A 12,385-nucleotide genomic window follows, 5' to 3' on the forward strand; every position below is an offset into this window, starting at 1 on the left:
AAACCGGTAGCTGTAATCTGACCGAAGGGAATGCCGCGAATTTGAATTGTTTATTGTTTTTTCAGTCAACGATTATTCGACATGTGACACGTTGCGATGGGATGCGTTAGGTATTGATGGATCACTCACTCGCAAAGTTTCGCGTGGATGACTTGCGAATGCGAAGGTGACCGATGCTCGTAATCTATTACTCACATAGTTACCGCCCTTCTGAGAACGACATCAACGAGTTCTTTCAAGAGCTTATGCTGAGCGAAGGTCTGATACCGAGCCTCGATCCCCCTTCTGATAAGCTAAATTCGGCGAAGCCGGAACGCCACCTCCGAAGCACGGATGGCCTGATTGCTGTGTTGCCATATCGAGACCCGGAGCCATCTGATTACATTTTGTATGAGTTAGCCCTCTGCATTCGGGCGAAGAAGCCGGCACTTGTATTTGTTGAAGACGTGTTGCCGAGCAATACGGTATCAGATAGTCTACTCCAGCAGCGATTTTCTCGTAGCCATTACCTCCGGGAGGTGCGGAATCATCGACATGCTCTCCAGACGCTAAAAGGCTACATTGGTTCCGAGCCACCGCCTACCTTCGAATCCGGTATCGGACAGCGGAGTTGCTTGTTCATTGGAGCGTCTACACTCTCTGAGGTTCAGCGGCATAAGATCGAAAGGGCGCTGGGGCTATTGCGTTACAACACAATAGTGGCTCCAGCGACGGAAGATTGTCTTTCATACGCCAAGCCATATGAATCGTTGGTCGCCCGCTCGTCTCTTTGTCTGTCGTTTGCTGAAAACCTCTCGCCTTCTGAGACGTACTTGCTAGGCGCGGCTCGCTCGACATTAACTCCAAGCGTCATTTTTTCGCAAAACCCTAATTACGCGTTTTACAAGAAAGTTCCAAAAGAATATCAGCCAAAGATTGTCTCCATTGACGACATGGAAGGCTTGTGCGAAAGATTGAATGAAGAAATCGGAATTTTTCAACAGGACTATCTTGAGTTAAAGGAGCAGGAAAAGGTGCTCCGATATCGCGCCGCATTAATTCAAAAAAGTGGTGGGAGTGGAAATTATTCTGAGCGCGTTCGAGGGGATATTATCAACATCGTTGCAAATCATCTTGGAGTAGTAGATATGTCAAAGGACAACATAAGCGTTTCCGGCGTCGTGGGGCCGGTGAACATCAAGTCGAAACTCGACAACGTCACGCAGATAGTTAAGCAGGCACCTACCTTGGGCGATGATCGAAAGAAAGAGTTTGTAGGCCTAGTGGAAGAGCTTCGAGTGGCGTTGAGTGAGGCTGGCGACAAACGTCCGGAGGACACGGAGCGAGTGGCACAGATGACTGAACTTGTCGCAGCCGAAGTCTCGAAGGCAAATCCCAATAAGGGTTTTTTAGGCATCACCGTTGAAGGCCTCAAGGAAGCTGCGGGCGCAGTGAAGGACATTGCCCCGACAGTTCTCAGTGCGGCAGGAGCAATTGCAACGTTTGTCGCTAGTATGTAGTGCGCCTTCTAAAAGACTCGCCGGTTCGCCGGTTGATTTCAAACTCGGCCGTAAGTCGTGGTTTTCCTAAAAGAGGAAGACAGGTGACTAAGTCTTCAACGGCCGCTTTCGCTATCGCCGGCCGATCGAAAAGACCAGCATTTTGGCGGCTAAAATGTAGGCCCGGACGACCGCTGATATCCCGTGAGCCGTCGTTGACGTCGCGCGGGTTCGAATGGCGATTGCGGGTCAGAGACGTTGAGCAGCGTGACTCTTCGAATGAACGCCGATAACGACGGTATTGCCGCAATCGCATACACCCTCCATGCGGCTTTCCCGCGCTCGTTGCTGCCCGCGCGTTCGATGGCGGTTAAGCGTACGAACGTGCCCGGTGAGTTTATTGCCTGGCCTCGCAGCGGGCTCTGCTCGTTGAACATGAAGCCAGCGATTGCGAGCGCGAAGCGGTTGATGTGGTCGTGCTCGCCGCGATACTTCAGGCCCTCACAGAGGAGCCAGTTGATCGTATGCGGGCAGAAAAGCTCTTGATTCAAGCTCTTAAATGCGCGGTGCTGGCGTTTGTCGTGCAGGTGGATGGTGTTCATGCTGCGTCTCGGTGGGTGCTGGTTCGATTAGATCGTCACGTTATTTTCGTGTGCGCGCCAGACCGGGCTGACCGGCTTGCCGTCGGTTCCAACGATGCGAGGGACGGGCCAGGTTATAGCGGCCTTCGGTGGGGGCGGAAATTTCGGCGTGGCCCCGCATGTGCCGCGTGTCGTGTGCTCACCGTTACGCACGCGCTTTATGTGCAGGTTTATTTCGCCGCCGCAGTGGCAGCGAAAGATCCAGCGCGCCCTGGTTTTATTGCGCTCGGCCTCGCTGGCGTGTTGAATAGCAACGAGTGACCCCAGCGCTGGCCGGTTCAGTCAAAATGAGCCTTCATTTGCCAGCGTGCAGAAGGGCGTAAGCACGCGCGGCAATGGCCGTCTGTTTCGCGGGCATACGATTCGGTGTGGGCTGCGGCTCGCCTTGCTGGCGCTCGGCGCGGCGCTCGGCCTTTTCGAGCTTGCGCAGTTGCTTGCCGGTGAGTTTCTTCGGTGCGGGCTCGGCCTTCGCGGGTTCCGGCGCGGGTTCCGGTTCTGGTTCCAGTGTCGCGGCGGCCTCGGGCTCGTCGGTGTAGTCCGGATCGCACATGCCGAGAACGATGGCTGCCTCTTCGTCGCTGATGCCGCGCTCTTTGACGTAGTCGCAAACGTGCGTCGTCATGCCGTCGCGCACGAGGTAGCATCCAGCCCATTCGGATTCGCGCTCAGTCCGCTCGGAATCGCTCACGGCAGGATCGACCACTTCGGGCGATGCCGCGGCATCTGCGGCGGTCGCGGGGGCTCTGCGGCCTCTTGCTGCCTCTTCGGATATCCGTACACTGCGCAGCCAACTAGGTGATCGGACAGGCCGCGGTTCAGGATTGCCTTGTCTGCGGCGCTCGGCTTCCATTCGGGGGGCGCGCTTGAGCGTAGGCCAGTCCTCGCAAAGCCACTGCACGAATTCAGGCAGGCCGTCGGCGTTCATGCCATCCCAAAACGCTGCGATGGATTCGGGTTCAAGTGCGGGCTCATTGAACGACACACGATAGGCTGCGTCGTCCTCTTCGGACATAGGCCGCAACCATCCGCAGCGGCGCGCTTGGCGGCTGCTATCGGCGTCGCTTTCATCGGATTCGACCGGCATTCGGACCTTGTAGAGCGGCGTATCCCAATCGTCCCAATCAACGGGCGATGCAGCGGCGCTGGTCTTCTTGCTGGCGATCCGCGTGCTGCGATTGGTGTATGTGCGCTTCGGCTTACTAGGCTTCTCGTCGCGAACCATGCCGGGTTCCCACGGCGAGAACGGCAGCGGCGTCCAAAGGCTGTATTGCTGAACAGTCTCGCCGTCGAAGACGATCTTGATCACGGTCGCGTCCGCGTGGATACGCTCGACGTAACGGGCGCACTCGTGCCAGTTCATACGCAGGCCGATGTCAAGCTTACAGCGCACGCCGTCCTTCTCAATGGTGACGGAAGCGGGCTTTAGAACGAGGCGTGGCATTGCACCCTTACTGTTCGCGCCTTTCTCGACCTCAAGCTGTCTGTTCAGACACGACACGCACAGGGTCGCCGATCTCACTAATCTCATGCGGCCAATGAGGCGCTTGTTGGTGTGAGCACTCTTTTCGCAACGGATGCAGGCCAAGGCCCTTGCGGCATCTGCCTTGGTGTGGCGGTCGGTCTCGTTGCGGTGGTTCAGACCGCCGGCGTGCGCCGATCCAATCGGGCAGCCCTTGCATGAGATCGGCGGGTCTGTGCGCGTGTAGTTGGCCGCGCAGGCGCTGGGGCTGATATCGCAGCGCAGACTACTGCAATGGAAGGTTTGGAGCTGCGGATAGTCGGGGTTTGTGCGCAAGACCACGTCGGCCATCGTCATGACGGCAATCGGCCATCCACCAATCGCGCGGCCAATGGGTTCGTGTCGTGCTGCATGCCTCATGTGATGCCCGCCTATCTCGTTTCAATGGATAGAGGCTGGCGTCACTACCGGGGCGCGCGGATATGTCCAGAAAACCTTATTGAATCGTGGTTTTCGTACAACGATTCGACATGAAAAAGCCCGGCGAACCGGGCTCGAAACTGTGTGCAATCTGCAGAGTTACTCGCCGCGCAGCTTCGCCATTAATGCGCTGGGCACTGCGCCTACGCCGCCAAGCGCGAGGCTGTTGGCGATCACTTGGGCCGATTGTGCATCAATGGCCCCGTGGGCGAGCGCCATTTGCGCTGCGCCTTCGACGTGTTCCGCGCTGTACTGAGGGGCTGCCATGCGCAGGCCGCGCACTGGGCCAATGGGAAGGCTCTTAGCGAGCTTTTCAGAGGTGGCGACAACCTTTTTATTCAAGTTCTGCATGGGTGTGACTCCCAAAATTTTGTCGAAGCGTTCGCGGACGGTTTCAATGGATTTCGCAAGTGATGCGGTGGACGCTGCCGGGCGAGCGGTGCGCGGCCCGACTGCGTGCGAAACGTGAGCGCCACCGATGCCATAGCGCTCCTCAAACGACTCGCCGTGCTCGATGCCGGCCGCCTTCGCCATAGATGTGCGCGGGCCGTAGATAGTCCGCAGAGATTTCATGAGTGTCTCGACTGAATCGGTGGCCTTCGCTGCGAGGGACTTTTTCAGGCGTTCAAACGAGCCTTTCGCGCGTTTCTTGCCACGCGTTACTGGTACGCCGTCTGCTCCGATCTCCTCGTCGTCTTCGTCATTGATGCCGCCATTGGTGCGCGCTTCAGACATGCGACGAAGTTGTTCGGCCTCCTGGCGGCTATCCCCGCGCTTGGCACGTTGGCGCTGCAATGCCGTCATGCGTTCGCCGTACTTGCGCTCTGCTTCGCGGTCGATATCGGATACGGCGCTGCGCTGAATTACGCGCTGCGGATTTGCGGGCGCATGCGATGCAGCGTGCGTGTTACCTGAGTTGCCCAACGTGCTGTGAAGCAAACTGGCATGGGCTTGACTCTTGCCCATTTGCTCTTGCGCGTCATAGCCAAGCTGGGCCATGAGCCGAAGATGCGACGGACTGCTCTCGCTGAATTGGTGATACATGGGTTGCGTTCCTTTGCGGCGTCCCGCGTTGGTTTTGACGACTTTCGTCAAGCGAAATCGTGCGGTCACGAACATGCTTTGCGGGCTGCCGGGCCGCTCTCCCCATTTCAAATCCAGAAATTCAATCCACTCGAGTCTGAGGGCTTTTATTCGCGCTCGCATGAATCCTCTTGCGGTCGCGTGTCGTGACGTGATAGTGGCGGATATGGGTTGATTCAGCTCGAATTGACTCGAACCTACGGAGGAGCCGTGAGCACAAGTGACGACGGCCCGATCCTCCTGAATGCTGATGAGGTCGCCACGCTGCTGACGGTGAGCCGGTCCACATTCAATGGGATGGTCAAGGATGGCGCTTTCATTGAGCCGATCCTGCTGGGCAAACGGAAGCGCTGGCTGAAGTCGGCGATTTTGAAATGGTTGAGCGCGGCAAGCGAGCCGCAAACGGAGAAGTGATGGCAACGAAAAAAAGGAGGCGAATGTGTCCGAACTGAAGACGAAGATCGAAGCGGCCCGCGCTGCGCTCACGAAGGCGCTCACCGCTGGCGACCCTACGGCCAGGCTGCGCGAATACGTTCGCGAGCTTGAGGCTGAAGCGCAGCGACTCGCCAACGAAGAGGCCGCCGCAGAAGCTGCGAAACGCGCCGCTGAACAGTCCGCAGCCGCCGAACATGAGGCTGCTATTCGCGTCGCCTCGCAAACCCTTCAGGAAGCCCGTAATGCGCGCCTCAATGCCGTCCGCGTTCACCTGACCGTCCGCACGATTCCCGATACCCGTTCGAGCCTCATCTAAGCCCGACCACTGAACCCATTGGAGTATTACGATGACCACTCAATCACTCGAAAACCTCGCCCGCGCCCGCGCTGCTCATACCGAAGCAGGCACGTCGCTTCAGGCCGCGGCGGATGCGAATTCCGCGCTGCTGGTGCGCCTCACTGAAGCGCGTGCGCGCGGTGAGGAAGCCGTGCGCGAAACGAAACAGGGCGGCGATCCGGCTGGCAAGTGGGCAATGCAGTTGCGCCTGTCGCAAGACGACCAAGCCGATATTCAGAACCTTCTGAGCCAGTCGCAAGCATCCTTGAATACCCGCAATGCGGTTTTGTCAAACGCGACCGCTGCGCTGCGCTCGGCTGAAGCGACCGCCCACAAGGAAGAGGCTGAAATCCAAGCGCGCGAACTCGATGCCGTGATCGCCGAACTCGATGCAAAGCTGTGCCAAGCCGTGCAAGCGCGCCTCGCTTGCCACCTTGCATCGAACCCGCGCGCTGTGAGCCGCACGTCGGTATTTACGCTGTACAGCCCCAGCAAAATGCTCAAGTCGATTTGCCTTAACGGCCAGGTCGGCTAAGCGCCAGCAACGTATCCCGGGCCACCCTCGCGCGGCTCGCGACGGCATTGCGAGCCAGATCACGGTGGTTGTCGAACAGACCAACAACACCAACGTCGGCGGCGCTACGAAGACGAAGAGGCTCAGCACGACGGTCCCCTTGCCGACTTCTTCCGGCATGACGCATCGCGTCACTGTGCCGTCGAACAACACGAACGTCTGATACAGGCCCCGGTAATCCGGGGGTTTGTTGCTATGTGGCGAACTGCGAATCGTGACGCGAGCATGGTCTGGTGGCTTCACGCTGCGTATCAATCCAAAAACCGATTCGCCCACTGTTCGCAGTGGGCTTTTTTTGCCCGCTCGACGCGCTGTAGTGATGCCATCCTTTTGCGTAAGCACTCCTACCGAGTGAATCCAACGTAGCGAATCAAAAGGTAATGAAATGGCAGAAGGCGTAAGACTCTTAGTGAAGGACGCGAACGGCGTGACGTTTGAACCGGGTGCGCTGCCGCACCAATACACGTACGACGCGAATAGCAACGTGCTCACAGACACGTGTTTCGAGCAGGGTGCGGTGATGCGCCAAAAGACGTACACGTGGGAGGAGGGCGCGAATGGCGTCTGGCTGAAGGCGACCGAATCCGCGTGGATCAATGTAACCGAAGAGTGGCGTGGCTAAGACGGGCTCGGCGTGGTGCGCTGATGTGTGCGCCTACGCCGATTGATGCGAGGGCGCCGGCAGGGCTGTGAGCTTGTTGCAGACATCGTTAAGGACGATTGCGAGCTTGGACAAGGTTATGTCTTCGTCGCCGCCGCCCTCGATGAGTTCGAGCGCCGTGATTGTTTCCGCGCCGACCCGCATTAGGATGCCTGGCCCCACGCCCCACAAGAGCGATTCGTCTGGCAGCAGTTTCATCCAAAGGACCGACTGCGCGGGTGTGAGGCAGAGGAACGGGGCCATTTGCTCGGCGTGTTCGCGGATCGTCACCACTGGGTCGCCGCCCTTCAGTTCCCCGGCCATCCAATAGCCTCGTATCTGGCACGTGAAGGCGCTGAAGCCGAATACCAGTGCCTTTGCGGAATCTAAGTCGTCCATCGCTGCTCCCCGTGTGAGGCTCAATTTTGAGCCCTTGAAATCAACGACTTGCAACGGAAAAGGGCCGACGTAATGCCGACCCTCTGTTACGGTCCCGCCGATCCTACCCCATGCGCTTCGTGGCCGCGCTGGTGGTTTGCTCTAGGATTCTCTCCTCGGCGAGGCCATCGGGTGAGTAGTGGTTTCGCTGCACAATAGCGAGGACACCATGCGCGTCCACTATGGCGAGGTGCGTGAGGCGCAACTAGGACTTAGATGCGGCGCTTGGGTCCAGAAGTGCCGAAGCAGCGCTTCCGCGAGTATGACGGCGACAGCGACCGCGTACAGCCTGCGCGTCATCGGGCGCTCGAAAGCTTCGATTACAGATTGCATCGTACGACTCCTGGTTGCGGCCGGCCCGGCCACCTTCCATACACGATAGCGCATGTAGGCGCCGGTCGTCCACGTTGCGCGCCCGTACCAGCTCGCGCACCGGTTTGTGTGAAGTGCCATTAAGGGTGCGGCCTAGTCGGCGTGAACAGGTCAATAGACCCCATCGTGTCGGACGACCTAATTGAGGCGTTCGAGATAGCTTTTGCCGCCGCGAGATTTGTTAGCGCAATGCTCGACCCCTGTCAGCCGCTCGGGCGACAAGCTCAGGCCGAGGAGATAGCAGCAGAGGCTGCTCCCAGGCGGAAATGAGCGCCGGCCTCTGTCTTGGAGCGAGCCGACCTGTTTCAGGCGGGATGATCCGGATCTATGACGCTCGGGCTGGCTGGCGCGAGATACGCAGTCGTTGATGGTCGCAGTCCGGCCAAAAAACCGCCTCTCACATGCATCGACGGTTCGACATTCAGGCGTCGGCTCCGCTCCGTAACCGGCCATCCCCCGTCAGCTGTGTAGAACGCTCACGGAGCTGGTGCTCTCGGCCACGAAGGGACTTCTCCCTAGTCCCTCTCTTTGACATTCAGGCGGCCGTTGTACTCAGAAAGCAGTCGTGCAGTTGCGGCGACGGGTGGACCCCGCCGGCGCTCAACAGAGCGCGTGCCGATGACTCGCAAGTTGTTGACGGCGGGTTTCGACAACGCGATACTGGGCCGCCTTCATTACTCTCACGCGAACATGACTCACCTCGAAGCATTCCGAAAAAGAAAAGACCTCATCGATAAATATGGTGAAGGAAATGCGCATCAGCTTTGGTGTATGGCTGCTTATCTCGACGAACCAGATATAGACAAGTTAGCTGCTGACGGCTTGACCGACGGTTCGGGTGACAAGAAGATCGACTTCCTCTACGTTCAGAACTCCACCCTTTACATCGCTCAAGGGTATTACACGGCGAACGGAGTCTTCAAGGTAGCAGCGTCAGCAAACAAGGCCTCGGATCTCAACGCCGGACTTGCGTGGCTAACGGTTGGGGATCTGAAGGATGTTCCCGAAAAGTTGCGAACAAAAATTATCGAAGTGCGCGCGCTACTCGAAGCCGATGAGCTAGACGGTATCGAATTGCTGTACACGCACAATTGCGGCGAGACAGAGAATGTTAGGAAAGAGCTGGAGACCTGCGCTGCTTACCTGCGAAATGCCTTCGCCGGAAAAGAGATTCTGGTCACCCAGAAAGAACTTGGCTGCAGCTCAATGGAGAAGCTGTACATTGCATACTCGCAGCAAATCGTTGTACGCGAGAGTGTTGAGTTTGATGGCCAGATCATTAGCAGCCAGGAAGGCGACGGTTGGAAGGCGCATATCGGATTCGTGAACGGTCGATGGCTCTATGAGCTCTTTCAAAAACATGGCAATGAGTTATTCTCGGCTAACTACCGAGGATTCATGGGCATGAGCCGCAGGAAGAAAATAAACAACGCTATCCGTGCTACTGCTGAAAATGCGCCAAATGATTTTTTTGTCTTCAATAACGGAATTTCGATTCTCACAACGGCGGTGAGCGATGACCTCAAGACGTTCGAGGGCATCTCGATTATAAATGGCGCACAGACCACCGGATCGGTATCGTCTGCGACAGACCTTGAAGCGATCGGGAAAATTAACGTTTTATGCAAGGTCATCGTGTGCAACGACCCCGAAAAAGTAAAAAAAATCGTTGAATATAATAATACTCAGAATTACATCACGACTTGGGATCATTACAGCAACAGTTCCGAGCAGAAACAACTCGAACTTGAATTCAGTAAATTGGGCCACACCTATTCTTTAAAACGGGGGTTTGATAGTGCCGCTGCAGAAATTGGGATTGAGATCGCGGCGCAACCGTTGGTGGCGTTGCACGGCGATTATGTGAGTGCTAATCGAGGCAAAAACTATGTATTTGAGACTAAAACGGTCTATGATAGCGCTTTTCATGAAACCAAAGCACAACACTTACTTGTGGCGGTAGCAGTCTCAAAGGCGATCGAACAAATAAAAAAAGAGCTGAACGATAAAGCTACGCCCACAGAGCAAGAGAAAACCTGGTTGGCGTTTCTTCAAGGACTGCGTTCGAAAAATTTCGTGATCGCAGTGGTCGGCGCATTGGCGTCGATTATATGCGGGAAACCTCTAAACGCAAAGACGGTGAAATTCACGTATCACGAGTCTCTGCGCGCAAATAACGAGATTGAATCCCTCGTAATAAAATGGGTGCCGGTTATTAAAATGGTGTTGCCATTTGTAGTGCAGGGAATCGGCGAAGATTTCGCAGCTTATTTAGACGAGGACAACGCGCTGAAGAGAATCGTCGATCAGGTAGGCACGCAACTGGGAGCCTTACGTGCGATCCCATCCGTGGAAGCAACCCTACAGGGCATAGCCGTTTCAGTCGAATGACTCCGGGCGTTGGCCGCGGGTAGGGCTATTCGGAGAGGTGACGGTTTCGGCTTGCAGGCGCGGGAATTACGCAATGGCGTTGTCAGTAAAAAACCTTTGCCATTGATCGATGACCTCCTCCACTATTTCTTCAACTCTGATTGTGCGGTCTTGCATTTGGACCTTGAGCCGCCATGGTTGCGGGGGCAATGCCGGCGTATTGGGCGTGCTAGTTGCTGCAGGTGCTGAACGTTTGACAGCATCTTGCAGTACGGGAGGATATTGCTTGTACGGGCCCTCATCTAGCTTCAAGATGACGTGCTTACTTGCGTTGGCGAGGTCGCGGCACGCCCGAAGAGGTTCGGAGCCGTTTAGTAAGTCATTGACCTTCTGCTCGAGGTCGGGCCGAAGTTTCTTCACCCAGTCGACAAGATGGAAGGCACTGACAGAGAAATTAAACAGGGAGTCGTGAACTGCCGACTCGTTGCAGTCGCGCAGAGCCAGAATTAATGCGTCGCCGTCGCGGATGACTTTTGCGAGCAGGCTGACGGGGCTGTGGTAAATAGCGCTAAGAAACTGCGGTCGCGAGCCCAACTTGTGGTCGGCCATGAGATATTCCGAACGAGTGGTATGCCGAGAATGCGTTCGACCGATGTCACTTCGCCGCTGCCGACTTTGCTTTGTCCAAACCCGTTCGTCTCTGTATCTGTTGCTCGATATTGACTGGTGCAATGCACCGGACCTTGAATCGGACCTCCACTTTGGCCCAACTTTGCTTTAAGTTCCCCGGACCCCCCTGCGGGTAGGCAGTGGCTTTCACCATCACGGCTTGTCGATTGGATTTATACCTTTCGTAGATGTCCAAGTGTTCTTTATGTTGCTGTTTTATGCGTTCCTGGATCTCTTTTTTTTCATTTTTATCAGAAAGTGACGCCGACATATCAAAGGCATCCTGATAAGCGGTATCAATAATTTCCCTAACATCGTAATCGGTATCGGGTGCAACGTTCGAGTAACTTATAAGGCCGTGATTCACCGACCTATTGGTCTCAACGACGTCAGTCACGATATAACCAAGAGGAGCCGTCGCAACGCAAGTGTCTGTGGGGCGTCCGCTTGATACAGTTCCCAGCCAATTCCACCCCAACCCCGCCTCCGCGCGGCAACCGGCGATGTTATAGATCTGCTCGTGATCTATCCTGCAATCGATAGGAAGTTCGGGGGTGCAGTCGCAAGTGCCTTGCGCTATAACTGACGGTGTGGACATGACGAAAACCGCTGCTGTTATTCGACGACACATCCGAACGAGCTTCATTGCAGACTCCCGCAGGCGACGGATCGTAAGCAAGATCTAAGGATAATCGCAATTGGAAGGAAAGCAAGCCGCGAAAGCCGACTCGTCACAGAAAGGGTCCAGTCTCGCAGCGTGAGCCGGGTTCCACTGCGGCGGAAACTCGGCAAGCCGAAGCGTTGCAACGATTTCAGCCGGTTTCGACGCGTGTACATACGCTAACCGCTACCAAAGTATGGCGTTACTACGCTTTGTGCTATCGCTATTCTGCGACTGCCTACGCCAGCGCGCTTTATCACGATTCACACGGGAGCGGGCGCCCTGATAGGCGCCTATCTCTGCATACGTAGGTAATTGCCCCGACTCATGCGACGGTGGTCGCTTGAGTCGATGGCATCCTCAATACTTCGCCACGGGTGTGCGTATGCGAATAGCTGCTTAGGCGCGCCTACACATCAATCGACCGTTCAATGTGCCAACTTTAGCAAGGAGCGGACATGTAGTCGCGCGACTGCAACGGCAGTTCCGGGGTCGCGTGCCGCCGATCGCCGTCAGGCAGAGACCGGCCATCACGCGACATTCGCGGTTACGGTCGAACGGACGTTCAGTCGTCGGCTTCCCACCGGAAACCGGTCTTTAGCTAGCCGCTAGGTTCCACTTTTTTCGCCTGCGCGTCGACCCTTTGGCAAAGTCGCTCAGCGACCATCGCACGCGTTGTAAACACTTTCGCGAACGAATTCGATCGCGCGTCTTGGGACGCCGGCAAAAAGCTCAATGGGGTTTCGAC

12 protein-coding genes are annotated in these 12,385 nt (G+C 56.4%); 6 read left to right on the forward strand and 6 right to left on the reverse strand.

All coding sequences use genetic code 11. The features are described from left to right. The first annotated feature begins 173 nt into the window (after nt 1-173). Nucleotides 174-1,499 (forward strand): hypothetical protein, encoded by a 1,326-nt coding sequence (locus tag JMY24_RS04230; protein ID WP_201701428.1) that lies wholly within the window; start codon nt 174-176, stop codon nt 1,497-1,499. Nucleotides 1,500-1,648: 149 nt separating this feature from the next. On the opposite strand, the gene JMY24_RS04235 is transcribed toward JMY24_RS04230, so the two are convergent. The 3 genes from JMY24_RS04235 to JMY24_RS04245 all read right to left on the reverse strand — a co-directional run bounded on the left by JMY24_RS04235 (nt 1,649) and on the right by JMY24_RS04245 (nt 5,264). Further along, nucleotides 1,649-2,080, reverse strand: coding sequence for a hypothetical protein (locus tag JMY24_RS04235; protein WP_128595360.1), 432 nt, complete (start codon nt 2,078-2,080; stop codon nt 1,649-1,651). A 334-nt stretch (nt 2,081-2,414) separates the two neighbouring features. Then, nucleotides 2,415-3,935, reverse strand: coding sequence for a hypothetical protein (locus JMY24_RS04240; RefSeq protein ID WP_201701429.1), 1,521 nt, complete (start codon nt 3,933-3,935; stop codon nt 2,415-2,417). A 222-nt stretch (nt 3,936-4,157) separates the two neighbouring features. Then, the gene (locus JMY24_RS04245) at nt 4,158-5,264 is read right to left on the reverse strand and encodes a hypothetical protein (protein ID WP_128595357.1); all 1,107 of its coding nucleotides are present in this window, start codon (nt 5,262-5,264) and stop codon (nt 4,158-4,160) included. An 87-nt stretch (nt 5,265-5,351) separates the two neighbouring features. Here JMY24_RS04245 and JMY24_RS04250 point away from each other — a divergent pair, with 87 nt between their 5' ends. From JMY24_RS04250 to JMY24_RS04265, 4 genes are all read left to right on the forward strand, one after another. After that, entirely contained in the window at nt 5,352-5,555 is a 204-nt protein-coding gene (locus JMY24_RS04250; protein ID WP_128595356.1) for a helix-turn-helix transcriptional regulator, read from the forward strand. 25 nt (nt 5,556-5,580) lie between these two features. Then, entirely contained in the window at nt 5,581-5,892 is a 312-nt protein-coding gene (locus JMY24_RS04255; RefSeq protein ID WP_128595355.1) for a hypothetical protein, read from the forward strand. A gap of 31 nt (nt 5,893-5,923) precedes the next feature. Next, on the forward strand, nt 5,924-6,448 hold the full coding sequence (locus tag JMY24_RS04260) for a hypothetical protein (RefSeq protein ID WP_128595354.1): 525 nt from the start codon (nt 5,924-5,926) through the stop codon (nt 6,446-6,448). Between the two features lie 448 nt (nt 6,449-6,896). Next, nucleotides 6,897-7,109, forward strand: coding sequence for a hypothetical protein (locus JMY24_RS04265; protein ID WP_128595353.1), 213 nt, complete (start codon nt 6,897-6,899; stop codon nt 7,107-7,109). 33 nt (nt 7,110-7,142) lie between these two features. Here JMY24_RS04265 and JMY24_RS04270 read toward each other — a convergent pair whose 3' ends face one another. Then, nucleotides 7,143-7,526 carry a hypothetical protein gene (locus JMY24_RS04270; protein ID WP_128595352.1) on the reverse strand — a complete coding sequence of 128 codons (384 nt, stop codon included), beginning with the start codon at nt 7,524-7,526 and terminating at the stop codon, nt 7,143-7,145. A gap of 1,029 nt (nt 7,527-8,555) precedes the next feature. Between JMY24_RS04270 and JMY24_RS04275 the strand changes: the two genes are divergently transcribed. Next, nucleotides 8,556-10,328 (forward strand): AIPR family protein, encoded by a 1,773-nt coding sequence (locus tag JMY24_RS04275; RefSeq protein WP_201701430.1) that lies wholly within the window; start codon nt 8,556-8,558, stop codon nt 10,326-10,328. Nucleotides 10,329-10,394: 66 nt separating this feature from the next. On the opposite strand, the gene JMY24_RS04280 is transcribed toward JMY24_RS04275, so the two are convergent. Both JMY24_RS04280 and JMY24_RS04285 read right to left on the reverse strand, forming a co-directional pair. Further along, nucleotides 10,395-10,916, reverse strand: a complete 522-nt coding sequence (locus JMY24_RS04280; RefSeq protein WP_201701431.1) for a hypothetical protein — start codon at nt 10,914-10,916, stop codon at nt 10,395-10,397. A gap of 46 nt (nt 10,917-10,962) precedes the next feature. Further along, complete coding sequence (locus JMY24_RS04285; protein WP_201701432.1) at nt 10,963-11,622, reverse strand: hypothetical protein; 660 nt, start codon at nt 11,620-11,622, stop codon at nt 10,963-10,965. Nucleotides 11,623-12,385 lie beyond the last annotated feature (763 nt).

This window comes from Paraburkholderia kirstenboschensis (assembly GCF_904848585.1).
In the GTDB taxonomy this organism is placed as follows: Bacteria; Pseudomonadota; Gammaproteobacteria; order Burkholderiales; family Burkholderiaceae; genus Paraburkholderia; species Paraburkholderia kirstenboschensis.

Coding starts and splice junctions, on each gene's coding strand:
- JMY24_RS04230 (WP_201701428.1), top strand. CDS start 174: ATGCTCGTAATCTATTACTCACATAGTTACCGCCCTTCTGAGAACGAC.
- JMY24_RS04235 (WP_128595360.1), bottom strand. CDS start 2,080: ATGAACACCATCCACCTGCACGACAAACGCCAGCACCGCGCATTTAAG.
- JMY24_RS04240 (WP_201701429.1), bottom strand. CDS start 3,935: ATGACGATGGCCGACGTGGTCTTGCGCACAAACCCCGACTATCCGCAG.
- JMY24_RS04245 (WP_128595357.1), bottom strand. CDS start 5,264: ATGCGAGCGCGAATAAAAGCCCTCAGACTCGAGTGGATTGAATTTCTG.
- JMY24_RS04260 (WP_128595354.1), top strand. CDS start 5,924: ATGACCACTCAATCACTCGAAAACCTCGCCCGCGCCCGCGCTGCTCAT.
- JMY24_RS04270 (WP_128595352.1), bottom strand. CDS start 7,526: ATGGACGACTTAGATTCCGCAAAGGCACTGGTATTCGGCTTCAGCGCC.
- JMY24_RS04275 (WP_201701430.1), top strand. CDS start 8,556: ATGACTCGCAAGTTGTTGACGGCGGGTTTCGACAACGCGATACTGGGC.
- JMY24_RS04280 (WP_201701431.1), bottom strand. CDS start 10,916: ATGGCCGACCACAAGTTGGGCTCGCGACCGCAGTTTCTTAGCGCTATT.
- JMY24_RS04285 (WP_201701432.1), bottom strand. CDS start 11,622: ATGAAGCTCGTTCGGATGTGTCGTCGAATAACAGCAGCGGTTTTCGTC.